Below are 26,391 nucleotides of genomic sequence, written 5' to 3'. Positions count from 1 at the left end.
GGCTGAACACCTGACCGCATGCACCTGCTGAGCACCCAGCCCGGACGCTTCGTCGAGGACGACAGCGTCGTCACCCGCCTCGACCAGACGCCGGGCGACATCGTGGTGCTCAGCTCGGCCGACACCACGCTCGCACTGCTGGCCGCCGCGCGCACCGCTCTGGCCGGCACCGACCCCGGCTACCCGTCGCTGCGGCTGGCCAACCTCATGTACCTGAAGCAGCCGGCCTCGCTCGACCTGTACATCGACGAGGTGCTGCAGCATGCGCGCGTGGTGGTGGTCGACCACCTGGGGGCCGAATCGGCCTGGGCCTATGGGCTGCAGCAGCTGGAGAAGCTCGCGAAGCGCAAGGGCCAGCAGCTCGCGATGTTCTCCGGCGACCTGCAGGAAGACGAAGACCTGCTGGCGCGCGGCACCGCGCCGCGCGCGGTGGGCCGGCAGCTCTGGCAGTACATGCGCGCGGGCGGCGCGGGCAATGCGCTGCAGTTCCTGCGCGCGGTGGCCTTCCACGGCCTCGGCCATGGAGAAGCGCCATTGCCGCCGCGCAGCCTGCCGCAGGTCGCGCTGCATGTGCCGCGCGGCATGGACACGGCGCACACGGTGGCCGGCATCGACGACCTGCGCGCCGGTTGGCACGCGGGTGCGCCGGTGGTGGCGCTGGTGTTCTATCGCTCGCACCTGCTGTCGGGCAACACCGTGGCCTTCGATGCCATCGCCGCCGCGCTGGGCGCCGAGGGGCTGAACCCGCTGCCCGTGGCGCTCGATTCGCTGAAAGACCCGTTGTGCCTGTCGGCGCTGCGCGAGCTGTGCGCCGCGCATGACGTGCAGCTCGTGCTCAACACCACCGCCTTCGCCGCGCTGGGGCAGGGCACGCAGAAGGAAGAGGGCGAGAGCCTTGCGCTGGCCGGCGACGCGCCCGTGCTGCAGGTGATCGTGAGCGGCGGCAACCGCGAAGACTGGCTGGCCGACAGCCAGGGCCTGCGCCCGCGCGACATCGCGATGCAGATCGCGCTGCCCGAGATGGACGGCCGCATCATCACGCGCGCCGTGAGCTTCAAGGGCCTGTCGCACCGCTGCGAACTCACGCAGACCGAGGTGGTCAACTACCAGCCCGAGCCCGACCGCGTTGCTTTCGTTGCCGAGCTGGCGCGGCGCTGGTGCCGGCTGCGCGCGCTCGGTGCGCCCGACAAGCGCATCGCGCTGATCCTGGCCAACTACCCCGGCAGCGAAGGCCGCATCGGCAGCGGCGTGGGGCTCGACACGCCGGCTTCGGTCATCGCCATCCTTCGCGCGATGCAGGCCGAGGGCTATGCGCTCGGCGACCCCGCCGCGCTGCCCGAAGACGGTGACGCGCTGATGCGCCGCCTGCAGGAAGGCATCGCCAACGACCCCGCGCAGTGGGCCGCGCGCCCGGCCTGGCAAAGCTATGCGCTGGCCGACTACCGCGCGCGGCTCGCGTCGCTGCCTGAAGGCATGGCCGACGCCATCGACGCCCGCTGGGGTGCGCCCGAACAAGACCCGATGGTGCGGCAGGGCCGCTTCATGATCGCGGGGCTGCGGCTGGGCCGGGTGTTCGTCGGCATCCAGCCCGCGCGTGCGCTGGGCACCCTGGGCGCGGCCGACTACGCGAGCTACCACGACGCCGAACTGGTGCCGCCGCACAGCTACCTCGCCTTCTATTTCTGGCTGCGCGACGCCTTCGCCATCGACGCGGTGGTGCATGTCGGCAAGCACGGCAACCTCGAATGGCTGCCGGGCAAGAGCATCGCGCTGTCGCAGGCCTGCTGGCCCGACGCCGTCCTGGGGCCGATGCCCAACGTGTATCCCTTCATCGTCAACGACCCGGGCGAGGGCGCGCAGGCCAAGCGGCGCACGCAGGCGGTCATCATCGACCACCTGATGCCGCCGCTCACGCGCGCCGAGAACCACGGCCCGCTGCAAGACCTGGAGCGGCAGGTCGACGAGTACTACGAGGCGCTGCTGGTCGACGCGCGCCGCGCCAAGGTGCTGCGCGCGCAGATCCTCGCGGCGGTGCGGGCGCAGCACCTGGTCGAGGAACTGGGCATGCCGGGCGCGGAAGACGACGCGGTGCTGGCCCGTGTCGATGCCTACCTGTGCGAGCTGAAGGAAACGCAGATCCGCGACGGGCTGCATGTGTTCGGCGCATCGCCCGCGGGCCGTTTGCGGCGCGACACGCTGCTGGCGCTCGCGCGCTATCCGGCCGCGGAAGGCGCGGGCGAGAACGCGGGGCTGCTGGGCGCGCTGGCAAACGACCTGCTGGCCGGCGAAGGCTTCGATCCGCTGGACATCGACGCGGCCAGGCCCTGGCAGGGCGCCCGGCCCGCGCTGCTGCAAGCGGTCAGCACCGATGCGTGGCGGCACCAGGGCGACACGCGCGAGCGGCTGGAGCTGCTCGCGCAGCGGCTGATCGAATCGCGCGATTGCCCGCCCGATCTGCCGCGCACCGCGGCCGTGCTCGGGCGCGTCCAACGCAGCCTGGCGCCCGCGCTCGACGCCTGCGGCACGCAGGAGCTACTGCAACTTTCCCGTGCCCTGCAGGGCCGCTTCGTGCCGCCCGGACCGAGCGGCTCGCCCTCGCGCGGCCGGCCCGACGTGCTGCCGACCGGGCGCAATTTCTACGCGGTCGACACCCGCGCCATTCCCACGCCCACGGCCTGGATGCTGGGCCTGAAGTCGGCCGCGCAACTGGTCGAGCGCCACATGCAGGAACATGGCGACTACCCGGTGGCGCTGGGCCTGTCGGTCTGGGGCACGGCCACCATGCGCACCGGCGGCGACGACCTGGCGCAGGCCTTTGCGCTCATCGGCGTGCGGCCGAAGTGGGCGCCGGGCAGCCAGCGGGTGGTCGATTTCGAGGTGCTGCCCACGGTGGGGCTGGGCCGCCCGCGCATCGACGTCACGCTGCGCATCTCGGGCTTCTTCCGCGACGCCTTTCCCAACGCGGTGCAGATGTTCGATGCCGCCGTGCAGGCCGTCGCTGCACAGGAAGACGAAGACGCCGAGCGCAACCCGATCCGCGCGCGCATCCTGCGCGAAGCCGCCACGCTTCAAGCGCAGGGCGTGGCGCCCGAAGCCGCCCGCACCCAGGCCGGCTGGCGCGTGTTCGGCTCGGCGCCGGGCAGCTACGGCTCGGGCCTGCAGCCGCTGTTCGACCACGGCGACTGGCAGACCGACGACGACCTGTCGAAGGCCTATGTCGGCGGCAGCGCCCATGCCTACGGGCAGGGCAGCGACGGCGTGCCGGCCGCCGGCGCGCTGGTGCGCAGGCTGCGCGCCATGGACGTCGTCATGCAGAACCAGGACAGCCGCGAACACGACCTGCTCGACTCCAACGACTACTACCAGTTCCAGGGCGGCATGGCCGCCGCCGTGCGCCACCTGAGCGGCCGGCAGCCGGCCATGTACCACGGCGACCACGGCAACCCGCAGGCGCCGCGCGTGCGCACGCTGAAGGAAGAAATCAGCCGCGTCATCCGCTCGCGCGTGGTCAACCCCAAGTGGATCGACGGCGTGAAGCGCCACGGCTACAAGGGCGCGTTCGAGATGGCCGCCACGGTCGACTACCTGTTCGGCTTCGACGCCACCGCGCGCGTGGTCGGCGACCACCAGTACGCGATGGTGGCCGACGCCTACGTGCTGGACGAGGCCACCCGCGATTTCGTGAGCGAGCACAATCCGCGCGCGCTGCACGACATGCTCAGCCGCCTGCTCGAAGCCATGCAGCGCGGCCTCTGGCAGTCGCCCGGCGACTACCGCACCCGATTGGAGAACCTGCTGCTCGACCAGGAGCAGCGGATGGAAGGAACCCCCCGATGACCACAGCCGCCCCGATGCCGCTGCCTTTTCCGTTTGCCGCGATCGCCGGGCAGCCGCAGTTGCGGCAGGCGCTGCTGCTGGCCGCGGTCGATCCCGCGCTGGGCGGCGTGCTGATCGAGGGGCCGCGCGGCACGGCCAAGACCACCGCCGCGCGGGCGCTGGCCGAACTGCTGCCCGGCGCGCCCTTCGTCACGCTGCCGCTGGGCGCGAGCCTCGAAAGCCTCGTCGGCACGCTGGACCTCGGGCAGGCGCTGGCCGGCCATGAACTCAAGTTCGCGCCCGGCCTGCTGGCGCGCGCGCACGGCGGCGTGCTGTACGTGGACGAAATCAACCTGCTGCCCGATGCGCTGATCGATTCGCTGCTCGACGCGGCGGCCAGCGGCGTGAACGTGGTCGAGCGCGACGGCATCTCGCACCGGCACGCCGCGCGCTTCGTGCTGGTCGGCACCATGAATCCGGAAGAAGGCACGCTGCGGCCCCAGCTGCTCGACCGCTTCGGCCTGTGCGTGCAGCTGCGCAACATCGACGATGCAGCCGAGCGCCAGGCCATCGTGCGCGCGCGGCTGGCGTTCGATGCCGATCCGGCCGCCTTCCGCGCGAAGCACGCGCAGGCGGAGGCCGAGCTGTCCGCCGCGCTGGCGCGGGCCCGCGCGCGGCTGGCCGACGGCTCGGCGCTGCCCTATGGGGACGCGGTGCACGACGCGGTCGGTGCGCTGTGCATCGAGGCCGGCGTCGATGGCCTGCGCGCGGACCTCGTCATGCTGCGCTCGGCGCGAGCGCTCGCGGCATGGGAGGACGCCGAAGCCATCACCACCGATCACGTGCGGCGCGCGGCCGAAGCGGTGCTGCTGCACCGGCGCAAGCCGGAAGCCGCTGGCGCGCCGCCGGCCAAAACCCCCGCCCCCGCGCCCGCGCCTGCACCTCGTGGCGCGGAGACGAACGGCGCCTCCGGCACAAGCAGTGCCGCCGACGAAGACTGGGGCGCCATGCCGCCCGAGCCTGTCGGCATCGAGCGCGTGAAGCCGCTGCGCCCGCTGATCGCTTCCCGCCCGCAGGCCGCGCCAAAAAAAGCCTGAGCCTCCGGGACGCCGCACCCGCTGGCGCGCGCCAGGGTGACCGGAGGCAGGGCACGCAGAGGGACGCGTGGCATGGCGCCGTGCCGCAGGGCACAGCCTTCGACTGGCCGCGTACTTTTGCTGCGCGCGGTGCAGGCCAGTTGCGCGCAGAACACCTGAGACACCGTCCGCGGGAGGCGCGCAGCGGCGCGCTGCACTGCTTCCTGCTCGACTGCTCTGCCTCGATGCGCGACGACGGCAATCTCGCGCGCGCCAAGGGCCTGCTGCTCGCGTTGATGGAGGAGGCCTACCAGCGCCGCGACCATGTCGCGCTGCTGTGCTTTGCCGGCGAGGTGGTCGAACTGCGCCTGCCGCCGCGCCGCGCCAGCGCCTGGAACGACGACTGGGTCGCGCCGATTGCCGCCGGTGGCGGCACGCCGCTGGCGTTGGGCGTGCAGCGCGCCGAGCAGTTGCTCGCGAAGAGCGAGGCGCGACAGCGCTGGCTGTGGCTGCTGACCGACGGGCGCAGCAGCGAAAGCCCCGCGCGGCCCGAAGCTGCCGATGTCGCATGCGTGGTCGATTTCGAAGCGGCGCGGGTGCCGCTGCACCGCGCGAAGCAACTCGCCGAGGGGTGGGACGCGCGCTACCTCGCCGTGTAGGGCTGAGCGGTGTTTTTTGCCGCCGTTGCGTTACCGTGCGGCATGAGCGTCAAAACCTTCTTCCTGGCCCTTGTGTCGAGCGTGACGCTGCCTGCCTTCGCACAACCCGCCGTGCCGCCGGACAGCGCCACTTGCCAGGCCGAGGAGGCTGCCCTGGAGCGCGACATCGATCTCGCGCGTTCGCGGGGCCAGATGCTGCGGCGGCGGGAGCTTGCCGAGGCCTTGAGCGCGTTGCAGGCGCAATGCAAGGCCGCGGCGCCGGCCGAGAGCCGCGCTGCCCATATCGACAGGCTGGAGCAGCAGGCCAGGGCGCTTCGCCTGGAGCTCGACCGCACCGAGGAGCAACTGCGCAGGCTGAAGAGCGAGTCGCCCTGACGCCGGTGCCGGGGCGCTCAGGGGGCGGGTGCCTCGGCCTCTTCGGGCGCCAGCATCGTCCCCCGGCAGTTCGCCGAACCGCAGTGGCAGGGGTACTTGGAGGGCGGCGAGCCGTCGTCCGCCGTCAGCGAATAGTCGATGAACAACTCGTCGCCCGCGTCCACGGCCGTGATCGTCTGGAACTTCAGCACCAGCTCGCCGCCCTCGTCGTATTCCTCGACCGCCTCGCAGTTGGGCTCGCACGAATGATTCAGGTGCCGCGTGGCGTTGCCGCCCTTGGCGCCGTCGATGGTCTCGTGGTTCGACAGCGTGAACAGGTAGGTGAGCTGGTCGTTCCAGACCTTGGTGGCGATCTCGGCCTTGGTGTAGCGGCGGCCTTCGTACAGGCCCAGGAAGGCTTCGGGCGGCAGGTCGCGCGTGGCGAAGGCGCCAAGGCCGTGCACGCCGCTGGGGCCGACCCGGACGAAAGGCGTGGACGATGTGGTTTGCTTGCGGTGCTTCATGGGGGAGCGAGGGTCAGGCGAGAGGGGCGTCGTTGTCTTGATGCAAGGTCAGTGCCATTTCGACCTGGCGGATGACCGGAACCGCGCCGCGCGCGCTGGCCGCGCGCAGCAGCGGGCTGCCCTCGGGCTCGTCCACCAGCCGCCAGCGGGTGCCGGGGCGGGCGGTGGCCAGGGCGTCGAGCAATTCGTGCGCGGCGGTTTCGTCGAGGGCCGCGGCGTCGAGCAGCGCACCCTGGCCATCGCCGGGCGGCGGCATCACCGCGTAGGCACACAGCGTGTCGTCGCGCCACACGCCGAGCGCGACGGCGTGCTCGCGCACCAGGGCGTCGAGCACGGTCGGCCATTCGCGGCGCCAGGTGGGCCGGCAAACCTCGGCGCAGGCGCGGTGCAGCTGCTGGAGCGCAGCGGGTTCGGGGCGCGTGCTGGCTTTCCTGCGATGCTTCTCGAAGCTCCATTCGCGCACGTCGAGCATGCGCAGCTCCTTGAAGCCGGCCCGCCGGTAGAGCGTGCGCGCCGGGTTCTGCTCGATCACTTCGAGAACCGCCAGCGCGATGCCGGCACGCGACAGGGCCGCGGCTTGCGACTTGATCAGCTGCCCGCCCAGCCCTTGGCGCCGGTGCGAATCCGCAATGCCGAAGCCCGCGAGGTACGCGCGCTGCCCGCGCCGGCCGACCAGCGAGATGCCGCAGGCCGCGCCGTCCACCGCCAGCACGCGCGACAGCGTGAGGTCGACGTCGCCGCGACGCAGGTGGCGCTCGAAGCGCTGCTCGTCGAACGCGACGGGCACGAAGTAGCCCTCGTAGGCGCGGTTCCAGAGTGCGGTGAGTTCACCGTGAGAAAAGTCCGTGGCGGGGACCACCGCCATGCCGCTGCTGTTCTGCATGAAGTGTCAGGCGACCGGGAGCTTCGCCACGAAACAGGTCCCGTCTTCCGCGCAGGAGGTGACCTCCAGCGTTCCGCCATGGGCCGCGACGATTTCCGCGCATATATAGAGGCCCAGCCCCAGGCCGCCGCCGGGCTTGCTGTTCTCGGGGCGCCAGTAGGGCTGGAAGATCCTGGTGATGTCGCCAGGCGGAATGGGCTCGCCGCCGTTGGCCACCGAAAGCTCCAGCTGGCCGTTGCGCACCTCGGCGCGCACCACGATCGGCTGGTTCGGCGCGCCGTGCGCGACCGCATTGCCCAGCAGGTTGGACAGCACCTGCTGGATGCGCCCCGGGTCGCAGCGCACGGTGCCGCTGATGGAGATCTCGTCGCGGATGTCGAGCGCCGGATGGGCGGCGCGCACTTCATCGATCACGTCCTTGAGCCCCGAGGCCAGCGAAGCGGCTTCGCGGATCTCCAGGCCCATGCCCGAGCCCAGCCGCACGCGCGCGAAGTCGAGCACGTCGTCGATCAGCGCCGACATGCGGCGCGTGCTGGCCTTCAGCCGGGTGCCCAGCTTCACGAGGTTGGGCTCGGCCTGCCGGCGGATCAGCAGCTCGGCCGCCGCGCCCACCGACGACAGCGGGTTGCGCAGGTCGTGCCCCAGCACGGCGATGAACTGCTCGCGCAGCTCGGCCGTGGCCTGGGCCGATTGCAGGGCGGTTTCGGTGCGTTCCTGGCGGTCTTCGGTTTCTAGCTGGCGCGCGATCAGGTCGGCGAAGGCGGTGAACATGGCCACCACGCGCGGCTCCGACACCTGGGCCGGACGCGGGTCGATGGCGCAGAGGTTGCCGAAGTAGTCGCCGTTGGTGTGGATGATGGGCACCGAGATGTAGCTCTCGATGTTGTACAGGCGCGGCGTGTGATGGTCGAAGTAGACGGGGTCGGTGCTGGCCTGGTCGATCACCACCGGCTGGCGCGCCGCGCGCGACTCGCTGCACAGCGTGGTCCGCACCTCCAGCTGGCCGCCGGGCTTGAGGCCGAACTGGATGTTGTCTTCCACCGCGCAGGCGGTCCAGGTGCCGTCCGTCACGCGGGCCACGGCCGCGAACCCCATGCCGGTGTGCTGGCAGATGACCTTGAGCAGCGATGGCACCGCGCTGATGCGGCCGATGGCGGCCACGTCCCGCGCGATGGCCTCGTCGGTATCGACGGCTGCTACAGGCGCGGAAGAGGCGGGCGATGTGGTCAAGATGCCGGAATGGTACGTCAGGGCCGCCGCCGAGGGGCGCGGTCGGTCAAGGCTTGGGCTCGCCCAGCGAGGCGAGGCACCCCACGATGGCGTCGGCGGCCTCGTCCAGCCGGGGGCCGGGGCGCATCATCAGGTCGAAGCGGGCCGAGGCGAAGCTGCAGACCCGCCCGCGCTTTATCGCCGACATGGCCGACCAGCCCGGCCGCCCGGCCATGGCCGAGATTTCGCCCAGTGCCGACACCATCAGCACGTCGGGGTCGGCGCGCACCACGAATTCGGGGCTCATCTTGGGAAAGGGGCCGAGCGTGCCGGGCACCGCGTTGCCCAGCCCGAGGCGGGCGAGGGTTTCCCCGATGAAAGAGCTTTCGCTGGCTGCCGCCATGCCGCCATGCACTTCGAAGTACACCCGCCGGCCCTGCCAGCCGGCCGGCACGCGGGCCCGGGCGGCGTCCAGCCCGGCATCGAGCTTGCGCCAGTAGGCCTCGCCGGCGCCGGGGCGGCCGGTGGCGCGGGCCACGGTCTCCATCACGCGGCGCAGGTCGGCATGGGTCTTGGCGTCGAGCGCCAGCACCTTGATGCCCAGGCGCTCCAGCGGCTCGGCGGCACGGCTGCGCGGGCGCAGCAGCACCAGGTCGGGCTTGAGCGCGACGATGCGCTCGATGTTGGCGTCGTCGATGCCGCCCACCTGCGGCAGGCCCTTCACCGAAGCCGGCCAGTTGGCATGGCGGTCGATGCCGACAAGCCGGTCGCACGCGTCCAGCGCGCAGACGGTTTCGGTCAGCGAGGGCATCAGCGACACGATGCGCCGCGCCGGCGCCTGCAGCTCCAGCGTGGTGCCCCGGTCGTCCTGCAGCCGGATGGCCGTGCCGGCGGCCTCCGCGGCCGGGCCGAAGCCCAGCGCCACGAAAGCCGCGGCCTTGGCGACCCGGCGGACGGTGGAGGCCAGGAACTGGCGCGGGGCGGGAGTCGGCAGGGCGGAGGAGGTCATCGGGCGGGCGGGCGTTGGCCCGCCTATTGTCGCGGCGTGCGCAGGCGCAGCAGCCGCGCGGCCTCTTCCTCGCGCGCGTCGTCCACCTCGCGCAGCACGTTGCGCAGGTCGACAGGGCCGGTCTCGGGCACGAAGCTGCCGGTCAGCTCGGTCTCGGGGCGCAGCTGGCCGCGTTCGTAGAGGTGCCAGATCTCTTCGCCGAAGCGCGTCTTCAGCAGCGCGGGCGCGAACTGGCCGAAGAAGTTGCGCAGGTTCTCCACGTCGCGCAGCAGCATGCGCCGGGCGTGGTTGTTGCCCGCGGCATCGACCGCCTGCGGCAGGTCGATGACGACCGGGCCGTCTTCGGCCAGCAGCACGTTGAACTCCGAAAGGTCGCCATGCACGATGCCTGCGCACAGCATGCGCATCACCTCGCGCAGCAGGCTGGCGTGGTGGCGCAGCGCGTCTTCGGGCGAGAAGGCCACGTCGTTCAGGCGCGGGGCGGCGTCGCCGTTGGCGTCGGTCACCAGGTCCATCAGCAGCACGCCCTCCAGGAAGTTGTGCGGCGTCGGCACGCGCACGCCGGCGGCGGCCAGCCGGTAGAGCGCATCGACCTCGGCGCTCTGCCAGATGGCCTCGGTCACCTGGCGGCCGAAGCGCGTGCCCTTGGCCATGGCCCGCGCCTCGCGGCTGTTCTTGACGCGGCGGTTCTCGGTGTAGTCCACGGCCTGGCGGAAGCTGCGCTTGTCGGCCTCCTTGTAGACCTTGGCGCAGCGTGTCTCGTCGCCGCAGCGTACGACGTAGACCATGGCTTCCTTGCCGCTCATCAGCTGGCGCACCACGGTGTCGATCAGGCCTTCGTCGATCAGGGCCTGCAGTCTCTGGGGTGCTTTCATCGAGATGCCTCCTCGGGCGTAGTGGAACGGGTGGCGAGAAAGTCCCGCAGGCTTCGGGTGCCGACCTGGTAGAGCCTGTCGTGCCGGTACGGCGCGAAGCCCAGGCGGTGGTTGATGGCGAGCATGGGCGCGTTGACCTCGGCGTTGCTGGTGATGGCGAGCGTGACCTCGGGATGGCGCTCGCGCACGAGTTGCAGCATGGCGGCCTTCACGCCCTTGGCGAGACCCTTGCCGCGCCATTTGCGCGACACGGCCGTGAGGCGCTGGCTCATGCGGTCGGGGTAGCGCGCATTCCAGCTGGCCTCGCACATCGCGGCCAGTTCGTCGCCGTCGAGCAGCAGCACCAGGAAGTGCTCGCCGCCGCGGCGGTCCATTTCCGCGTACCAGGGTGCGAAGTCTTCGAGGTCGTAGCGAAAGGGCGGACGCTGCAGGCCGGAGGTGGGTGCGTCGTCGAACAAGCTGGACATCGGGCCCACCAGCGCCGCCAGCCGCTCGTGCGGCACGCGGCCGGCATGCACCTCGGCGCGAAGGCCGTGTGCAGGCGCGAAGCCTTCGGTGCGCCAACGCGCGAGCTCCTGCCAGTCGAGGCCGTCGAAGCGCATGCGGTTCTCGACGCTGCGGTGCTTTTCGCTCGCGCCGATGGCCCGCAGGAAGGCGTGGCCCCCGGGCATGTGCGCCTTGATGGTCGCGATGGATTTGCCGTGCTGCTCCATCTGCGCCAGCAGCGTGCGCAGCAAGGCGCTCGCCACGCCGCGCCGGCGGTGCGGCAGCAGCACGCCGCCCCAGGCGTCGATGAAAGGCGCAAAGGGCTTGCTGTCCGGAGTGCTCGGGCGGCGGAAGCTGGTGCTCAGGCTGCCGATGAATTCGCCGTGCTCGCCCACGGCCAGCACGCGATGAAAGGCATAGAGCGGGGCTGTTTTCAGCACCTCGCGCCGGCGGTCGGCGTCGGTCTGCACGGGCTCTCCGGGATGGTCTTCCGCGGAGCGCAGGCGCCAGTAGGCGAGAAAGCGATCCCAGTCGGCTTCGCTCGCGCGCTGGGGATCGAACACGGTAGTGGTCACGGTATGCCGCGAATGCGCGGCACGGGGTTCAAGCATGGGTTTGCCTTGATTCGAAAAGGAACGGGGCGCGGCCGGCACACGCGTGCTGGCGGCGGCGTTTGAATCGGGGCGGTTTGTTGTCGCTGCGGCGAAAGGGCCGCGGGTACCAGACTGGCCGCGCCCGTCAGGGGCACGTGCTGCGCGGGTGAAGCGTCAGCAGTCGGTCAGAGGGCTAGGGGAGGCACGACAAACCGCACGATGCGGGGGGCGTGAACAGCGGTGTCTTCCATCGCGTACCTCCTTCTGTGGCTGTTTGTCGGAGCGACGACTGTAGCTGGCTTGCCTTGCGCTGTGAAGCGGCGTGTGGTTTTGGCGCTCGCTCACTTGCGCATGCTGTGCACGAGCGTAGCCACCGCGGAAGACACGAAGACCGCCGCCAGGAACCCGCCCCATCCGCTTTTTCGTCGCAGGAAGTTGCTGATGAACACGCCGCCGGTGAGCAGCCAGATCAGCGGGCTGGAGCCGGCCAGGAAGGTCGTGACCACGTAGAGCGCCTGGAACATCATGCTGACGATCCAGCCGATGCGGGACAGGGCGCCGGGCGCGGGGGCGGCCGCGGGAGTGGATGGCGCGGATGGCGCCTGCGTCTGCGCCGGGCGCGCCGCGGCCTGTGGCGCAGCTGCTCCAGCGGCAGCCTGTGCCCGGGCCGCATCGCGTTGTGCCTTCTTCTCTTCGGCGATCTGCTCCGCTGTCTTCTCCAGCACGGGCGCCGCTGCCTGCGCGGGCTGCCACCACGCGGGCCACGGCGCCTGTCCCGCGGCCGACCGCTTGCGGAACTGGCCCGCGGGCAGGCTGCGTTGCGACGGCGTCTGCGGCACGGCTGGCGCGGCCGCCTTGCCGCCGCCGTGCTTCGCGGCCAGTGCGCGAACGCGTTCCACGTAGGGCGCACCGCGCGCCGCGTCGGTCATCGCGATGAAGTTCGCGTAGCCGCGCAGCGCGCCGATCACGTCGCTGTTGCCGTTCCACTGCAAGCCCTGCGGGCCATGCCGTTCGGCCTGGTGCAGCACCGCGCGAAAACGGCGCATCGTGTCGCGGTCGAGTGATAGCTTGTCGTTGACCACGATGCCCGTCACATGCTGCTGCCGGTGCCTGCGCATGACCTGCTGCTTGTCGGGGTGCACCGTGAGGCCTTCGCTGGCCACGATCTGCTTCACGCGCCACAGCAGCTTGGCCGTGTCGCGGCTGTGCGCGGCGTCGGCCGAGAAGCTCAGGTCGTCGGCGTAGCGCGTTTAGCGAAAGCCGAGCTTGGCCGCGCTGGCGGCCAGCCGTGCGTCGAGGCGGCGGCACAGCAGGTTGGTCAGCATGGGGCTGGTCGGCGCGCCTTGCGGCAGCACGCGCTCGCCGCGCGCAACGAAGTAGCGGCGGCCGTCGAGCTGCACTTCGTCGGTAGGTGCCTCGGTGCACACCAGCGCGAGCAGGCTCGCCACCTGCTGTGAATAGCCCAGCTGGCGGAACACGCCGCGCACGCGGCGCATGCCGATCGACGGAAAGAAGTCCTTCAGGTCGAGGTTGATCACCACGTCCTGCCCCACGTGCGGCGCGGCATTGGTGAGGATCGAGCGGCCCGGCAAAAAGCCGTGCACCGCGTCGTGTACCGGCATCTTCGCGAGGATGTTGTCGAGCACCCAGTACTGCGCGCGCTTCATGCGCGGCATGGGCGCGGAAATATGGCGCTCGCCGCCGCTCTTCTTGGCAATGGTGAAGCGCTGGTAGTGGCTCACGCTGGCTACGTCGCGGTGCCAGGCCAGGAAGCGCAGTTCGCCCAGGCCGATGCCCATCGCCTGCGCGAGGTCGCCCGCGTGGTGCAAGGCGGGCAGGGCGTTGCGCGCCAGCACCTCGGCGTCGCTGCGTGCCTCGCCCAGGCCGCCGGACACGCCTTCGCCCACGTAGAGCAGTTCGCGCTGGCGCCGCTCGTGCCATGCCAGAGCGCGCGCATGGCGGCCCTGGGCGAGGCGCTGGCGGGTTTCCTCGCGGCGCTCGCGGGCCTTGGCCATGCGCTCCTTGCGCATCGTCTTCAGGGCCTTGTCGCGGTCCTCGATGCCGCGCAGCTCCTCGCCGAGCTTGCTCAGTGCGGCCTGCAGCTCGCTTTCGCGGCGGATCAGCCGGGCCTCTACCGTGGGCTGCGCCGCGTCCTGCGGCCAGAAGCCCAAGCGCTGCATTTCCTCGAGGACCACCTCCTGCTTCGAACCCTTGCGGATGCGCTCGTAGAGCTGCTCGCGCGTGAGTGCCGAGTCGGGAATGGAAGATGCGGGGGGAGACTGCATGGTCATGGCGCTGCGCCACCGGCCGATGCACTGCTGAAGAAAAAAATGCGAACGAAGCGGGAATCTCGTCGAAGAGCCTCGGGACTGGAGGGCTCCACTCGACGCCGTACACGCATGGTGACGCCGATGAGCTTCGAGGAAGCCGTACTGTTGTCGCGTCACCATGCGTGTACGGCACAGTGAAGAGACGTCCAGTGACGCTTGGGAAGTGCTGTGTGCGAGGGTGGCGATACGCCAACCGGATTGCAAGAGCCTTCCCGCTCCGTTCGCAAAAAGCAGTGTATCAGCCGATGTGTGCGGTCCTTTCCTGATCTGTCGTCGTTGTCGTTGCGTTCTGGATGCCGGCCGTGGTCGGCAAGGCCGACAGGCGCAGCGCGAGCATGTGCTCGCACGGTCCCTTGGTCATGCGGTGGCGCACGAAATGGCTGCACTGGCAGTCGCCCGAGGCCACGCGCTGGTCGGTGTCGAGCTGCAGGCTCACCAGGTATTCGCGCTGGCCGGTCGCGCCCTTGCACTTGCCGCTCAGCGCGAGGCCGCCGTCGGGCCGCGCCTGCGTCTTCACGTTGGCGATGCGGCGTGCGCGCACCAGTTCGGCGGCGGCTTCTTCCTCGGGGCTGGCATAGCGCAGCTTGTCCATGGGCAGCGGCTCGCGGCTGAGTTCGCGCAGGCGCCAGACGCCGTGCGCCAGGTCGTACACCACGCGGCCGGCCTGCACGTAGCCGCCGAGCGCCGCGTCGACCGTGAGCGTCGACAGCCCGGTGGCTGCCGCCAGCTCGGCGGTGGTGGCGCGCCAGCGTTCGCCCAATGCTGCGAACACGCGAAGCTGGCTGTCCTGGTCGACCGTGTGGCGCGGTTGAAGCAGTTCGAAGTGGCCGTTGCGCGACCAGTCGTTGGCGGTCCAGCCCGAGAGGCCGAGCGTGAATTCCATGTCGGGCAGCTGCGCCACCCAGAAGCTGGGCATCCCGGTGCCCAGCAGGTGCAACGTGAAGCCTTGCGCCACAGGCACCAGGCGTTCGAGCTGCAGCAGCCGGCGCCGGCCCCAGACGCGGATGTCGATGTCCGAGGTGGCGCTGTGCGTGGAACGCGGGCACACCAGCTCGTGCCCCCAGGGCTCGAACAGGATGCGCACCGGCTGGCCCGGCCGCAGGATGAAGCGCAGCGAGCGCGGCCCCACGCGCTCCTTGCGCCGGCGCAGCACGAGGCAGATGTTGTGCACGTCCATCGGGTGCAGCTGCAGCCGCTGCGCCGGCAGCAGCATCGCGCTGCTCACCTGCAGGAAGCCGCGCACCCAGCTGTCGGGCACGTCGATCTTCGGCTCGTGGAAGGCTGGGTCGTTGTCGCTCTGAACCTGGAAGCCGCCGGGGTCGATGGCCAGCCGCGTGGTCTTGTAGTCGCGGATCTTCTGGAACTCGTCGTACAGAGACTCGGAGTAGTCTACGTTGGTGGTGCCGAAGGCATGGTCGCTCACCCGGTCGAAGATGTCGTGGCTGCACGAGAACATGCCGTAGCTCGACTCGTCCTGGCTGAAGCACTCGAAGAACACGCGGTCGGGGTGCACCGTGATGACCGGATCGAGCACGAACCACGCCTCGCGGTTGACCTTGTAGATGTGGTCGAAGTAGCTCTTCTGCGCGCGCAGGAAGGGCTGCAGCACGGCCGACTTGCGCTTGCGCAGCTCGGCCAGTTCGTCGCGAAGAGGCGCCATCTGAGTCTTCAGCTCGTCGCTGCGCGCCATGAACTGCGCGAGCAATTCGCCTTCCTGCCCGGCCAGCCATTCGAGATACGCGCTCTTGTCGCGCGGCTGGAAGCGCAGGTCGCCCACCACCACGTCGTGCAGGGCCGACATGCCTTCGCGGAACGGCAGGTGGCGGTTGATGTCGGCCACGAAGTGCACCGGCGCGCGCAGCGTGTCGGGCGCGAACTGCAGCGCGGTGCTGTCGGCCGTGTGCTGCGCGCCGGACTGGCCGAAGTAGCGGTACTGGAATCTCATGCGGCGCTTCCTCCGCCCGGGGCGGCGGGCAGCGCGCGGCGCGGCGCGACGCTGCGTACCGGGGCGGTCTGCAAGGGGTTGTCGAGTTCGGGGAACTGCGCCTGGATGCCGCGCAGCCCCGCTACGTACTGTGCGCGCTCGGTGATGGCGCCTGTGACGGCCTGCCGCGCGAACACGCGCGCCACGATCCGCGCGATGTCTTCCGAATGCGCCGCCTGTGCCGCGAGGAACTGCATGACGCGCGCCTTGGCCAGCCGGCCGCGGTTGGCCTGCGACAGCACGCTCAGGAAGTAGGGCTCCAGCCGCGCGAGCACGTCGGGCTTCTGTCCGGCGGCCGAAGCCAGCCAGTTGGTCACGAACAGCTGCATGCCGGGTGAGGGGTGCTGGCTCAGCTGCAGCATGTAGGTGGTGACGTCGGTCACATCGAAATGCGTGGTGAGCAACTCGCGGCCCAGCCGCTGCGCGCCGGCGTCCTTGTGGTCGCACAGGCGCACCAGCAGCGCCGGCGTCCATTGGGGCGCGTTGCCCTGGGCGCCGAACCACTGGCGGGCCCAGTCGCGGGCATCGTCCCAGCGGCTGTCGAAGATGCGCAGCGCGTCGCCGAGATTCGCGAGCGTTCGTTCCGGCTGTGCGGCGAGCTGGTCCATGGCCCAGCGGCGCGCGGCGGCGGTGTCGACGAGGCCGAGGCTCGCCGTCTGCAGCACGTCGAAGCCCTGCGGGTCTTGCTGCGGCAGCAGCCATGCGCCGAGCTGTTGCGCGCCCTTGCTGCGTGCTTCGAGCAGGCGCAGCGTGACGGCGGGCTCGCCCCTGCGCGTGTGCTCGGCGAGCGGGCCGCGCAGCCATTGCAGCAGGGCATCGAACACGCCCTCGGCGGCTTCGGCGCGGAACAGCTCGTCGCGCAGCATCGGCATCAGCGCCGCGCCGAACGCCGGATGCTCCGGCAGCAACTGCGCGAGCTTCGGCGCCACGGCCGCGCGAACGAGCGCCATCGGGCTGGCGCAGAAGGCTGCGAACAGCTCGGGCTGGCCGAGCAGCGTGTCGTCGGGCAGGGCGGTGAAGAGCCGCACGCCGGCGCCGCGCAGGCGCGCATCGTCGGACTGCAGCAGCCGTGTGAGCACGGCCACCGGCAGGCCTTGCACCGAGGCCGGGTGCAGCAGCAGCCACTCGGCCGCTGTCGCCACGACCTCGGCTGCGGGGTGATCGAAAAGCGCGAGCAGCTCAGGCAGCGGCGCCTTGGCCGCCGCGGTGCGCAGCAGGCCCTGCAACGCCCATTGCAGGTTCTCGCAGATGGCGGGCAGCTCGGGCGTATCTGCATCGCTGCCCGCGAGCCAGGCCAGCAGTTCGACGCACAGCGCATCGAGCGTCGAGAGGTTCGACGCCGCCGCCTGCAACAGCAGCCGCGAGGCACGTCGCACTTCGGCATCGGCCGAGGTGAGCAGCATCAGCAGCAGGTCGACTTGCTGGCTGTACAGGCCCGGATCGCGCGCGATGCATTCGAGCGCGTAGGCGCGCGCCTCGGCGAGCGGAGAACGCAGCAGCGCCGGCAGCCATTGCATGGGCGCCGTGCCCGCCGCGATGCGCTGGCGCGCGATGGCGAGCGCGAAGCGCGCGGTGTCGTCCCAGTTGCTGGCGAGCAGGCTCCACACGGTGGGCGCGTCCAGCGCCTCGCAGAAGGGCTTGTTGTCTTGCAATGCGCGGGCGGCAAAGGCGTGCACCGCGGCGCAGCGGCCTTGCTGCATCAGCTGCAGCAGGGCTTGCGGATGGCGGTCCCAGCGCTCCGGCCAGGCTTCGGTACGGTCGATGCGCTGCGCGGGCAGCGGGCTGTGGCGGCGCCAGCGCAGTCCGCCGCGCTGGGCTTCCCATTCGGCGTCGTGGCGGTGCAGCAGCTGCATCAGCACCAGCCAGTTGCTGTAGGGGCCGGTGTGCCAGCGGCCGGGTTCCTCGCTCCAGCGCGGGTCGCGTTGCTGGCCGGCGGTGCCGGCGTCGGCATCGTCGGCGGCGAGCAGCACGCCCATGGCCAGCTGCAGCCAGCTTGCCTCATCGGCCGTGCCGGCCAGAGCCAGACGGCGCAGGCTGCGCCAGGTGCGGCGGCGCAGATAGTCGCGCGTGCGGTGGCTGTAGGCCAGGCGGCTGTCGGGCCGTACGATTTCTTTCGCGATCTCTACATAGCGGCCGTTCGCCATCGCCCAGCGCCCGCCGGAGCGGAATGCCGCGCGCTGTGTTTCGAGCCGCTGGTGCAGCACGCCGAGCAGTGCGTAGTCGCCCGCAAATTCGGCACCCTTGTAGAGGCGCCGCCATGCGCGGAAGCTGCCGGCCGCGAGCTGCAGCGTCTGAGCGATCTCGCGCAGCGCGGCGTGCACCAGGCTGTCGGTGGCGGGGCCTTCGAGCAGCGACAGGTCGAACAGCTGCTCGACCCACGCGGCAAATTTCATTCCGTTCCACAGCGCGCTGTCGGCCAGGTGATCGCGCAGGCGGGGCATGGCTTGTTCAAGCGGCAGCTCCAGCAGCTCGGCCCAGGCGCGGCGCAGCGCGGCCGGCCAGTCGTCGGCGATGCGCGCCATTTCGCTGGCGCGCTGGTCCTGCGGCCACAGGCTCAATGCGGCCCAGCGTGCCGCGCGCGTGACCACGGGCGTGCGGCCGCGCCGGGACAGCTCGCGCATGGCCTCGAACGCACCGCCGTCGCCGCAGCGGCCAATGGCCCAGGCGATGCAGTAGTCGAGCATCGGCTCGCCGGTCTCTATGAGGTCTATGAGGCGCGGCACCGAGGCGGCCAGCCGGCGTTCGCCGATGCGCCATACCACGCGGCTCTGGCGCACCGGCGGCAGCAGTCGCCAGGTGTCGGGGTGGAGGCTGGCGAGCAGCACGGCGTCGCCGGGGTGTGCGAGCGCAACGGGGGCAGGCGATGCTGATGGGGCAGTGGCAAGTGGGGTGCCCTCGATGGTGTAGCCCTGCGCGATCTGCGCCGCCACGGCCTGCTCGAAGGCGGCGGTGGCGGCATCCAGCGGCAGCGGCGAGGGTGTGTGGACGGTTTCCTTCCACTGCTGGCCGTCGCGGCTGGTGCTCACGTGCACCACGTGGCCCGGGGCTTCCGGCAAGGCGAACAGTTCCACCGTGCTGAAGCCGCTCGCGCCCAGCGCGCCCGGCTTCATGCGGATCAATTTCTCTGAGCGAATGCGCTTCACGCGGAGGCCTCCCTGCCTTCGGGTTGGATGCTTGTGCTTCTTGTTCCGCCGAGCATCTTAGCGGGCAGGGGCGCCTGTTGGCCGTGTGTAGCATCGTGCTCGGCAGGCATCTTTTCGAACAGGCAGGCAATGAGCGCGATGGCGAATACGGAACACTTACAACAATCGAGTTTTCTCTACTTCACGGGCCAGGGCTCGGACAAGGTCTACCAGGTGCACCTGCGCCAGAAGGACGACGGCTGGGTCGTCGACTACGGCAACGGCCGGCGCGGCGGCACGCTCGCCACGGGCACCAAGACCAGCAGCCCGCTCGCCTATGAGGCCGCGCTGAAGATCTACGAGAAGGTCGTGAAGGAGAAGACCTCCAAGGGCTACACGCCCGACCAGTCCGGCGCGCTCTACACCTCGACCGAGCTCGCCGGCCGCGTGAGCGGCGAGCTGCCGCAACTGCCCACGCTGATTGCCGAGGAGCAGCTGGCGCGCTACCTCGACGACCCCGGCTGGGGCCTGCAGGAAAAGGCGGACGGCGAGAACCGCATCCTGCTGATCGAAGGCGGCACGGTGCGCGGCACCAACCGGCGCGGGCTGTTCGTCGACATACCGCAGGCATGGGTCGGCGCCGCTGACGCGCACGCCGGTCGAACGGTGATCGCGGGCGAGCACGTCGGCGATGCTTTCCTGGCCTTCGACCTGCTGGAGATGGCGGGACAGGACCTGCGCGGCGCGCCATTCATCGAGCGCTTCGGCCATCTGCGGAAGGCCGCGGCGACGGTGCCGTGGATCACGGTGCTCGCGCTCGAACTGAGCGCCGAGGGCAAGCGCCGGCGTGCCGCCGAACTGCTGGCCGCGCACAGTGAAGGCTATGTGCTGAAGGCGCTCGACGCGCCGTTCGCGGCGGGCCGCAGCAGCGCCAGCCTGAAGTTCAAGTTCAACCAGAGCGCGACCTGCGAGGTGCTTCGCGTCAATGCGCAGCGCTCGGTGGCCGTGGGCTTGCGCGACGAGACCGGCGCGATGGTCGATCTCGGCAACGTGACCGTGCCGCCCGGCGAGGCGCTGCCGGCCGTGGGCACGCTGGTCGAGGTGCGCTACCTGTACCGCTATGCCGGCGGCAAGTTCGAACAGCCCGTCTACAAGGGCCGGCGGCCCGACATGACACCGGCCGATGCGGTGCTGTCGCAGGTCACGCGCATCAAGGACCGCAGCGCGGCGCTCGAGGAAGACGGCGAAGCCTGACGCGCTTCAGCCGAACGCGGCACGAAGCAGGGCCGCGAGCCGGTTCGCCTCGGCGGCGCTCGCGATGTTGGTGAAGCCCATCAGCAGCCCTTCGTCGCCGGACGCCGCGACATGCCGGCCCGACAACGGCTGGCAGTTCAGCCCGGCCTGTTGCGCACGGCGGGCCAGCTCCGCATCGCGATGGCCGAGCCCGTCGAAGCGGGCGATCAGGTGCATGCCGCCGCTCTTCAAGTCGATGCGCACCGCGTCGCCAAAAGCTTTCAGCAAGGCCGAGGCGAGCATGCTCCGGCGGCGCGCGTACAGCAGCCGCATCTTCTTCAGGTGGCGCGAGAAATGGCCCTCGCGCATGAAGTCGGCCACGATGGCTTGCATGAGCTGCGGGCTGCCGTTCGAGCCGATGCGCGCTACCTCCTCGAAGCATGCGCGCAGCGACTCGGGCACCACCAGGTAGCCGAGTGCCAGGCCCGGATACAGCACCTTCGAGAAGCTGCCCGCATACAGCACGCGGTCGTTGCCGTCCAGGCTCTTGAGCGCCGGCAGCGGCGGACCGGCATAGCGGTATTCGCCGTCGTAGTCGTCCTCGACGATCCAGGCATTGGCCGTGGAGGCCCATTCGAGCAGCTGCAGCCGCCGTGCCAGCGACATCGACACGCCCAGCGGTGCCTGGTGCGAGGGCGTGACGACGGCCATGCGCGCCTTCGGCGCCTTGCGCAGCCCGCGCGAGACCACCAGTCCCTCTTCGTCGACCGGCACCGGCACCGCGCGCTGGCCGGTGCGGCGCAGCACTTCATGTGTCGGCGGAAAGCCCGGGTCTTCGATCCACACGCGGTCGTCCTTCTTGAGCAGCACGTTCGCAACCAGCGCGAGCGAGGCGCGGTAGCCCGGTGTCACCAGCACCTGCGAGGGATGGCAGGCCACGCCGCGCGACACCTGCAGGTAGGCTGCGATGGCCTCGCGCAACGGCGCGAAGCCCGCGGGCGCGCCGTAGAACATGTCGGCCACGCCCATGCCCCGCATGCGCCGCGCCGCCAGGCGCGACCACAGCTTGCGCGGGAAGGCATCGAACGAAGGGATGCCGAGTTGCAGCAACGGTGGTTCGCCCGGCTGCATGAGTCCGCCGATGGCGACGGGCGCCTCCACGCGCAGGGGTTCGCGCCGCGCCGCATGCTGCACCGGCAGCGACGGCGAGACCACCGTGCCCGCCTGCCCGCGCGACGAAAGATAGCCTTCGCCCGTCAACTGGCTGAAGGCCGCCTCGACGGTGCCGCGCGCCACGCCCAGTTCGCTGGCCAGGTTGCGCGCCGATGCCACGCGGTCGCCGGGGCGCAGCGTGCCTTGCTCGATGGCGTTTCGGTAGCGCTCGTAGATCTGCCGGAACAGGGGCGTGGCCCTGGCGCGGTCGAGCGTCGGAGTGTTCCTCGATGGTTTCTTGCCGCTTGCCATGGCCCAGTCGTTTTGTCGATTCTTGGTTCTTTCGGGTGAGGCATCGTAGGCCTAAGCTCGTTCCATGAACAGCTTGAAGGAATCGATGCGATGAGCGAGAAAGTTTTTTTGGCGGGCGCGACCGGGGCCGTGGGCACCGCGCTGATTCCGCTGTTGAAGGACGCGGGCTACGTCGTGTACGGCAGCACGCGGCGCGCCGACCGGGCAGCCGGGTTGGAAGCGCTGGTCGTGCGCCCGGTGGTCGTCGATGTATTCGACGCGACGGCATTGACGGCAGCGCTCGCGCGCATCGCGCCGTGGGGCGTGATCCACCAGCTCACCGACTTGCCGAAGGACCTCGATCCGAAGCGCATGGCCGAGGCCGCCGTGCTCAACGCGCGGGTGCGCACCGAGGGCACGCGCAACCTCGTGGCCGCTGCGGCGGCAGCGGGCGCGAAGAGGCTGGTGGCGCAGAGCATCGCGTGGGCCTATGCGCCCGGTGCCAAGCCCTTCACCGAAGACATGCCGCTCGATCTCGGCGCGGAGGGTGTGCGCCGCGTCAGCGTCGACGGCGTCGTCGCGCTGGAGCAGGCGGTACTGGGCGCGCCAGGCATGACGTCCACGGTGCTGCGCTACGGCCAGCTCTATGGTCCGGGCACCTCGACGGCCGAGCCCAAGGGCGCGAGCCCGCTGCATGTGGAGGCCGCCGCCGTTGCGGCGCTGCTGGCGTTGCAGCGCTCGGAAGGCGGCGTCTTCAACATCGCCGAGGATGGCGATGAAGTCAGCAGCGAGAAGGCGAAGCGTGCGCTGGGGTGGCGCGCGGATGCCCGGCTGCCGCTGGGGGCGGTGCGGTGAATGCGAAGGAGCCTTTGCTGTCGTGGCACCGCACGTGCCTCGGCTTCGGCGCGCTGTCCGTCGCCGCCGCAGCCTGGGCGCTGCTGCCGCATGCGGGCAGGCAGTCTGCCGTTCGGTTCATCGACGACATCTGCAGCACGGTGAGCCGGCCGATGTTCGCGTCGGCACCATCGGTGGAAGGACCGGGCGCCGCCGCGCGGCCGGGCACTTCGGTGAAGGTGATCTCGTGCGAGCCGCTGCCGCATGTGCCAGGGAAGTCCGTCACCACCGCCATCGTCGACTTTCCGCCGATGGCCTATTCGCCGGCCCATCGCCATCCGGGTTCGGTGACCGCGATCATTCTCGAAGGCACGGTGCGCTCGCAGCTTGCCGGCACGCCGCCCGGCAACTACCGCCCCGGCGAGACCTTCTTCGAGCCGCCCGGCACGCTGCACCTGTTTGCGGAGAACCCCGACCCGGTGAAACACGCGAAGCTGGTGTCGGTGTTCGTGGCCGATGAGAGCTGCGGGCCGCTGGTGCTGCCGCCCTGACGGGGGCCTATCGCTTCCAGAACTGCCAGCGCGGCGCTTTCGGTTCGGGCGGCGGCTCTGCCGCCGGCGTTGCGCCTTGGGGCAGCAGCGTGCAGGCAACGTTCGAGATGCGGCCGGATTCATCGAAGCTGATTTCGATGTGCCCCTCGCCCGCGCGCTCGGCCCGGATGGCCGCCGCGGTGCTCGATGTGGCCTCCAGGCCCTGCTGCCGCAGGAAGCTCGTCGCCATCCGCCTGTGGTTCACGTCGAACTGCGAGATCACCTCCATCAGCACCGTGACCGCGCGTGGCAGCGTCACAGGTGCCAGTACCTCGCGCGGCACGTCGTCGAGCAGCACGAAGAGGGCGCCGCCGTCGTAGGGCGCGCGGTAGTAGCAGCGCCCGCCTTCGAGGCCGCCGCACGTCATGGCGATCATGTGGTCGGTGAGGGCATCGTCCAGTTGCAGCGACGCGGAGGTGAAAGCCTCGATCGACTCCGCTTCTCCGCGCTGCCGGATGCGCAGGGCCGCCTCGGTGTGCTGTTCGGGGATGTTGCTCTGCGCGTTGGCCCAGACCCACAGCCACGTGCCGGGGCCTAAGGCGTGCGTGCCGAGCAGTTGCGCGGGGTATCGCAGGTCATCGCCGAAACTCAGCACGCCCTTCTGCACGTCGATGCCCCAGGACCTTTCTCCGATGACATCGCCCAGTGCCATCTGTCTGGCCAGGGCGGAGGCTGCTTGGTCCGAAAAATGATCCTGGAATGTGCTCACGTCAGATCCTGTGTTCGTTGATGAAAGCGCTCAGCGCACCCGATCCCCGTCGCGCACCGATTCCACCGCTCCGTTGTAGAAGCGCACGATGCCCAGGAAGTTGCCCTGGCCGCGGTTGTAGACCCAGTCTTCCATCGGCACGCATTGCTGCGTGATCACCTGTTGCGCCGGGCCGCCGGGGTAGGGCGAAAGCACCCAGGCGACTTGCGGGCGCGGCACGCAGACGAATTCCTTGGACATCGGATCGCCGCATTTCTGCACGACCGAATACTTGGAGTCGCCCACGCCCGAGAGCATGCCGCCGCAGCTCAGCGATTGGGCGGACGCGCCTGCGCCGTGCAGCAGGGCGGCAATACCGAAGAGGACGGCGCTCGCGGTGGTGGTGCGCATGGGCGGCAAAGAGAAGCAAAAAGGAGGCTGTTCCGGCTCGGACTTTATCCGCTGCTTGAAGTTCTGGGCCTTTGCGGTAGTGCGGGAAATGTGCGATGGCGGCCGTGATGGATGCGGGGTGGTGGCTGACACGCGGTTTCGCCAAGCGATGCGAGCATCGACGCTCAAACATCAAACTTGGAGGAACACCCGATGACCAGAAAGATCCTGATCGCGCTTGCAGCATCGCTGACGATGCTTGCCGCCGGCACCGCCAGTGCCCAGATCGGCAAGGCCGCCTCCGACGCGACCGACGCCGCCAAGCACAAGATCGACGAGAAGCGCGCGGACAGCGACGCCAAGAAGAGCGGCCCGGTGGGCAAGGCCGTGAACAACGTCAAGTCGGGCTATCACAAGAACCGCTCGAAGAGCTCGGCCGAGAAGGCGAAGAAGGCGTTGAAGGACGCAGGCTGAGCCCAGGCCAAGCGGATCAGGGCTGCCGCGGCTGGATCAAAGGATCGAGCTCCGCGCGCAGCTGCCTGATGGCGATTTCGTGGCGCAGCGTCTGCGGCCCGCGGCCGTAGGTACCCGCCTTGCGGATCAGGCGAAGTTGCTCGCGCTGCAGCCGGGTCTTCAGCCGCCTCGCGCGCCAGCCGTAGGTCCAGCCCATCTCGCGGCGGACCTTGTAGCGCTGCATGGGCGCGCCCAGCCGCACCCATTCGTCGTCGCGGATCAGCTCGCGCTCGGGCACGAAGACGGCTGCCAGCGCATGCAGGTACGTGCCGTTCTCTTTCACGGCCACGCGCCATATCAGGCCCGCCGCGACCAGCGCGGGAATGCCCTTGACGAACAGCAGCACGGCCATTTCGCCGTAGCCGTTGTCGAACAAATCTTCGAGGAACGGCGAATTCCAGATGAAGTGCATGGCCCACGCGAGCGCGAAGCTCGACAGTGCCGCCGCCACCCGCACAGCCATCGGCCGCTCTGGATGCAGCAGGAACCAGGCGATGCCGAAAGACGCGATGGTGGTGTAGGCCGCATGGCTCCACAGTCCGCTCATGAGCCCGCGCGTGAGCAGGTTGAGGAACACCGGATAGACCTGGTTCTCCAGCGGAAAGTGCATGGAGGCGTTGACGGTGTAGCTCAGGTTCTCGATCACCTGGAAGCCCAGCCCCGCCAGCGCGCCGACGATGAGCACCGAGAGATACGTCTGGAACTGGTTGCGCGCGACCAGCACCAGCAGGATGACGCCCGCGATCTTCAGGAACTCTTCCGTGATCGGCCCCGCGATGGCCGGCCCCCACACCGCCACGAACTCCGGCGATATGAGCTTGGCGCACAGGCTCTGGATCGCGATATTGGCCGGCGCCGCGAAGTACACCGCGCCCATGCCGCCCCAGGCGAAAGCCAGAATGAACGCCTCCGGCGGATGCTGCTCGAGCAGGTCGAGCGTGCGGAAGGCGGCCAGGAAGATCAGCGTGTAGAGCCCCCACACCAGCAGCCCCAGGAAGGCCGTGACCGGGACCACGCGGAATCCGAGCGAGAACATGTTCACCGTGTAGAACAGGCCGTTGACGATCAGCGCCGTGAGCACCCAGAACGCCGCGCGCTGCGGCTGGAAGAAAGAGTCGGTACCGACCGGCCACGAGGCCTGGTCCTTGTCGAGGACGGGAGCGTCGATGTTCATTCCTGCGGCGCCTCGATGTCCATGGAGTCCAGCATGCCGCGCGCTTCGGCCAGCGCGCCGTCCAGCCCTTCGTTGGGTCCGTAGAAGTCGATCTGCACGAGCGACTTGCGCCGCATGTCGACCACCTGCCAGAAGCGACCGGCCAGCTTGGAGCCGTAGTACGCGAAAGTCTTGCCCTGCAGGCCCCATGACGTCACGAAGTCGGACACGTCGCCGTCGATGGTCAGGCCCTGGCCGCGCTCCATGAGCCGCTGCTGCCGCACCAGCGGACCGTCGGGGCCGCCGGCCCAGGGCTGCGTCGTCACCCGAAACTTATGGCCGCCCTTGAGCAGCATCAACGAGCGGCCGGCCTTGGAGCGCGCCACGTCCATCTTCCACCCCTCGGCCGGCACGAACCGCGCCTGGCCCGCATCGATGGTTTCGCCGGCCGCCAGCGCCAACGGGCGTGCGCCGGGCGTGTGGCGGTCCCAGAAAGTCAGCCCGCCGACGTAGGCGGCAATGGCGAGCAGAACCGCGAGCGCACCTGGCCAGGTGCGGTAGGGGATTCGGCGGGAGGGCTCGTGCATGGGTTGATCGTGCCATATGGACGACCTTCATCGCCCACGA

At 70.1% G+C, this 26,391-nt stretch carries 23 protein-coding genes; 8 read left to right on the top strand and 15 right to left on the bottom strand.

Annotation, left to right across the window (positions count from 1 at the left end):
* Positions 1-18: 18 nt before the first annotated feature.
* From cobN to WIX39_RS20425, 4 genes are all read left to right on the top strand, one after another.
* Positions 19-3,837, top strand: a complete 3,819-nt coding sequence (cobN, locus tag WIX39_RS20440; protein WP_106934149.1) for a cobaltochelatase subunit CobN — start codon at positions 19-21, stop codon at positions 3,835-3,837.
* The gene (locus WIX39_RS20435; protein WP_106934150.1) at positions 3,834-4,913 is read left to right on the top strand and encodes an ATP-binding protein; all 1,080 of its coding nucleotides are present in this window, start codon (positions 3,834-3,836) and stop codon (positions 4,911-4,913) included. The genes cobN and WIX39_RS20435 overlap by 4 nt, the downstream gene beginning before the upstream one ends.
* 140 nt (positions 4,914-5,053) lie before the next feature.
* Entirely contained in the window at positions 5,054-5,551 is a 498-nt protein-coding gene (locus tag WIX39_RS20430) for a vWA domain-containing protein (RefSeq protein WP_234382505.1), read from the top strand.
* A gap of 42 nt (positions 5,552-5,593) precedes the next feature.
* A complete protein-coding gene (locus WIX39_RS20425) occupies positions 5,594-5,926 on the top strand; it encodes a DUF1090 family protein (RefSeq protein WP_106934152.1) in 333 nt (110 codons plus the stop codon).
* A 17-nt stretch (positions 5,927-5,943) separates the two neighbouring features.
* Here the strand turns inward: WIX39_RS20425 and WIX39_RS20420 are convergent, their stop codons facing one another.
* The 10 genes from WIX39_RS20420 to WIX39_RS20375 form a co-directional block, all read right to left on the bottom strand.
* Positions 5,944-6,429: an SET domain-containing protein gene (locus WIX39_RS20420; RefSeq protein WP_106934153.1), complete on the bottom strand. Its 486-nt coding sequence runs from the start codon at positions 6,427-6,429 to the stop codon at positions 5,944-5,946.
* A gap of 13 nt (positions 6,430-6,442) precedes the next feature.
* A complete protein-coding gene (locus WIX39_RS20415; protein WP_106934154.1) occupies positions 6,443-7,312 on the bottom strand; it encodes a GNAT family N-acetyltransferase in 870 nt (289 codons plus the stop codon).
* Between the two features lie 6 nt (positions 7,313-7,318).
* Complete coding sequence (locus WIX39_RS20410; protein ID WP_106934155.1) at positions 7,319-8,542, bottom strand: GAF domain-containing sensor histidine kinase; 1,224 nt, start codon at positions 8,540-8,542, stop codon at positions 7,319-7,321.
* 46 nt (positions 8,543-8,588) lie between these two features.
* A complete protein-coding gene (locus WIX39_RS20405; protein ID WP_106934156.1) occupies positions 8,589-9,530 on the bottom strand; it encodes an ABC transporter substrate-binding protein in 942 nt (313 codons plus the stop codon).
* 23 nt (positions 9,531-9,553) lie between these two features.
* Complete coding sequence (locus WIX39_RS20400; RefSeq protein ID WP_081269061.1) at positions 9,554-10,405, bottom strand: PA4780 family RIO1-like protein kinase; 852 nt, start codon at positions 10,403-10,405, stop codon at positions 9,554-9,556.
* A complete protein-coding gene (locus tag WIX39_RS20395; protein WP_106934157.1) occupies positions 10,402-11,502 on the bottom strand; it encodes a GNAT family N-acetyltransferase in 1,101 nt (366 codons plus the stop codon). The genes WIX39_RS20400 and WIX39_RS20395 overlap by 4 nt, the downstream gene beginning before the upstream one ends.
* Before the next feature lie 323 nt (positions 11,503-11,825).
* Entirely contained in the window at positions 11,826-12,659 is an 834-nt protein-coding gene (locus WIX39_RS20390) for a hypothetical protein (protein WP_409195716.1), read from the bottom strand.
* Positions 12,660-12,734: 75 nt separating this feature from the next.
* Positions 12,735-13,769: a reverse transcriptase family protein gene (locus WIX39_RS20385; RefSeq protein ID WP_409195715.1), complete on the bottom strand. Its 1,035-nt coding sequence runs from the start codon at positions 13,767-13,769 to the stop codon at positions 12,735-12,737.
* Between the two features lie 283 nt (positions 13,770-14,052).
* Positions 14,053-15,759: an SWIM zinc finger family protein gene (locus WIX39_RS20380; protein WP_106934159.1), complete on the bottom strand. Its 1,707-nt coding sequence runs from the start codon at positions 15,757-15,759 to the stop codon at positions 14,053-14,055.
* Positions 15,756-18,941, bottom strand: coding sequence for a hypothetical protein (locus tag WIX39_RS20375; protein ID WP_409195714.1), 3,186 nt, complete (start codon positions 18,939-18,941; stop codon positions 15,756-15,758). The genes WIX39_RS20380 and WIX39_RS20375 overlap by 4 nt, the downstream gene beginning before the upstream one ends.
* Before the next feature lie 138 nt (positions 18,942-19,079).
* On the opposite strand from WIX39_RS20375, the gene WIX39_RS20370 reads away from it, so the two are divergent.
* Positions 19,080-20,174: a DNA ligase gene (locus WIX39_RS20370; protein ID WP_159053595.1), complete on the top strand. Its 1,095-nt coding sequence runs from the start codon at positions 19,080-19,082 to the stop codon at positions 20,172-20,174.
* A 6-nt stretch (positions 20,175-20,180) separates the two neighbouring features.
* Here the strand turns inward: WIX39_RS20370 and WIX39_RS20365 are convergent, their stop codons facing one another.
* Positions 20,181-21,617: a PLP-dependent aminotransferase family protein gene (locus WIX39_RS20365; RefSeq protein WP_106934163.1), complete on the bottom strand. Its 1,437-nt coding sequence runs from the start codon at positions 21,615-21,617 to the stop codon at positions 20,181-20,183.
* Positions 21,618-21,707: 90 nt separating this feature from the next.
* On the opposite strand from WIX39_RS20365, the gene WIX39_RS20360 reads away from it, so the two are divergent.
* Both WIX39_RS20360 and WIX39_RS20355 read left to right on the top strand, forming a co-directional pair.
* A complete protein-coding gene (locus WIX39_RS20360) occupies positions 21,708-22,451 on the top strand; it encodes an NAD-dependent epimerase/dehydratase family protein (protein WP_106934164.1) in 744 nt (247 codons plus the stop codon).
* On the top strand, positions 22,448-22,981 hold the full coding sequence (locus tag WIX39_RS20355) for a cupin domain-containing protein (RefSeq protein ID WP_409195713.1): 534 nt from the start codon (positions 22,448-22,450) through the stop codon (positions 22,979-22,981). Before WIX39_RS20360 ends, WIX39_RS20355 begins: the two co-directional genes overlap by 4 nt.
* A gap of 7 nt (positions 22,982-22,988) precedes the next feature.
* Here WIX39_RS20355 and WIX39_RS20350 read toward each other — a convergent pair whose 3' ends face one another.
* Together WIX39_RS20350 and WIX39_RS20345 are read right to left on the bottom strand one after the other, a co-directional pair.
* Positions 22,989-23,729: a DUF6882 domain-containing protein gene (locus tag WIX39_RS20350; RefSeq protein WP_409195712.1), complete on the bottom strand. Its 741-nt coding sequence runs from the start codon at positions 23,727-23,729 to the stop codon at positions 22,989-22,991.
* 30 nt (positions 23,730-23,759) lie between these two features.
* Positions 23,760-24,119 carry a DUF2845 domain-containing protein gene (locus WIX39_RS20345; protein WP_106934166.1) on the bottom strand — a complete coding sequence of 120 codons (360 nt, stop codon included), beginning with the start codon at positions 24,117-24,119 and terminating at the stop codon, positions 23,760-23,762.
* Between the two features lie 192 nt (positions 24,120-24,311).
* Here WIX39_RS20345 and WIX39_RS20340 point away from each other — a divergent pair, with 192 nt between their 5' ends.
* Complete coding sequence (locus WIX39_RS20340; protein ID WP_081269051.1) at positions 24,312-24,572, top strand: hypothetical protein; 261 nt, start codon at positions 24,312-24,314, stop codon at positions 24,570-24,572.
* A gap of 16 nt (positions 24,573-24,588) precedes the next feature.
* Here the strand turns inward: WIX39_RS20340 and WIX39_RS20335 are convergent, their stop codons facing one another.
* Both WIX39_RS20335 and WIX39_RS20330 read right to left on the bottom strand, forming a co-directional pair.
* Positions 24,589-25,785, bottom strand: a complete 1,197-nt coding sequence (locus tag WIX39_RS20335; protein ID WP_106934167.1) for a PrsW family intramembrane metalloprotease — start codon at positions 25,783-25,785, stop codon at positions 24,589-24,591.
* Positions 25,782-26,351 (bottom strand): hypothetical protein, encoded by a 570-nt coding sequence (locus WIX39_RS20330; RefSeq protein WP_106934168.1) that lies wholly within the window; start codon positions 26,349-26,351, stop codon positions 25,782-25,784. The genes WIX39_RS20335 and WIX39_RS20330 overlap by 4 nt, the downstream gene beginning before the upstream one ends.
* Between the last annotated feature and the right edge of the window lie 40 nt (positions 26,352-26,391).

The organism is Variovorax sp. AB1(2024) (assembly GCF_037482385.2).
GTDB lineage: Bacteria > Pseudomonadota > Gammaproteobacteria > Burkholderiales > Burkholderiaceae_C > Variovorax.
The sequence above is the reverse complement of the archived record's forward strand: the minus strand, read 5'-3'. Positions and strand labels throughout refer to the sequence as shown.

Bases quoted from the DNA above. Each gene is read 5' to 3' on its own strand.
- cobN (WP_106934149.1), top strand. From the start codon at position 19: ATGCACCTGCTGAGCACCCAGCCCGGACGCTTCGTCGAGGACGACAGC.
- WIX39_RS20435 (WP_106934150.1), top strand. From the start codon at position 3,834: ATGACCACAGCCGCCCCGATGCCGCTGCCTTTTCCGTTTGCCGCGATC.
- WIX39_RS20425 (WP_106934152.1), top strand. From the start codon at position 5,594: ATGAGCGTCAAAACCTTCTTCCTGGCCCTTGTGTCGAGCGTGACGCTG.
- WIX39_RS20420 (WP_106934153.1), bottom strand. From the start codon at position 6,429: ATGAAGCACCGCAAGCAAACCACATCGTCCACGCCTTTCGTCCGGGTC.
- WIX39_RS20415 (WP_106934154.1), bottom strand. From the start codon at position 7,312: ATGCAGAACAGCAGCGGCATGGCGGTGGTCCCCGCCACGGACTTTTCT.
- WIX39_RS20405 (WP_106934156.1), bottom strand. From the start codon at position 9,530: ATGACCTCCTCCGCCCTGCCGACTCCCGCCCCGCGCCAGTTCCTGGCC.
- WIX39_RS20400 (WP_081269061.1), bottom strand. From the start codon at position 10,405: ATGAAAGCACCCCAGAGACTGCAGGCCCTGATCGACGAAGGCCTGATC.
- WIX39_RS20395 (WP_106934157.1), bottom strand. From the start codon at position 11,502: ATGCTTGAACCCCGTGCCGCGCATTCGCGGCATACCGTGACCACTACC.
- WIX39_RS20385 (WP_409195715.1), bottom strand. From the start codon at position 13,769: ATGCAGTCTCCCCCCGCATCTTCCATTCCCGACTCGGCACTCACGCGC.
- WIX39_RS20380 (WP_106934159.1), bottom strand. From the start codon at position 15,759: ATGAGATTCCAGTACCGCTACTTCGGCCAGTCCGGCGCGCAGCACACG.
- WIX39_RS20370 (WP_159053595.1), top strand. From the start codon at position 19,080: ATGGCGAATACGGAACACTTACAACAATCGAGTTTTCTCTACTTCACG.
- WIX39_RS20365 (WP_106934163.1), bottom strand. From the start codon at position 21,617: ATGGCAAGCGGCAAGAAACCATCGAGGAACACTCCGACGCTCGACCGC.
- WIX39_RS20360 (WP_106934164.1), top strand. From the start codon at position 21,708: ATGAGCGAGAAAGTTTTTTTGGCGGGCGCGACCGGGGCCGTGGGCACC.
- WIX39_RS20345 (WP_106934166.1), bottom strand. From the start codon at position 24,119: ATGCGCACCACCACCGCGAGCGCCGTCCTCTTCGGTATTGCCGCCCTG.
- WIX39_RS20340 (WP_081269051.1), top strand. From the start codon at position 24,312: ATGACCAGAAAGATCCTGATCGCGCTTGCAGCATCGCTGACGATGCTT.
- WIX39_RS20335 (WP_106934167.1), bottom strand. From the start codon at position 25,785: ATGAACATCGACGCTCCCGTCCTCGACAAGGACCAGGCCTCGTGGCCG.
- WIX39_RS20330 (WP_106934168.1), bottom strand. From the start codon at position 26,351: ATGCACGAGCCCTCCCGCCGAATCCCCTACCGCACCTGGCCAGGTGCG.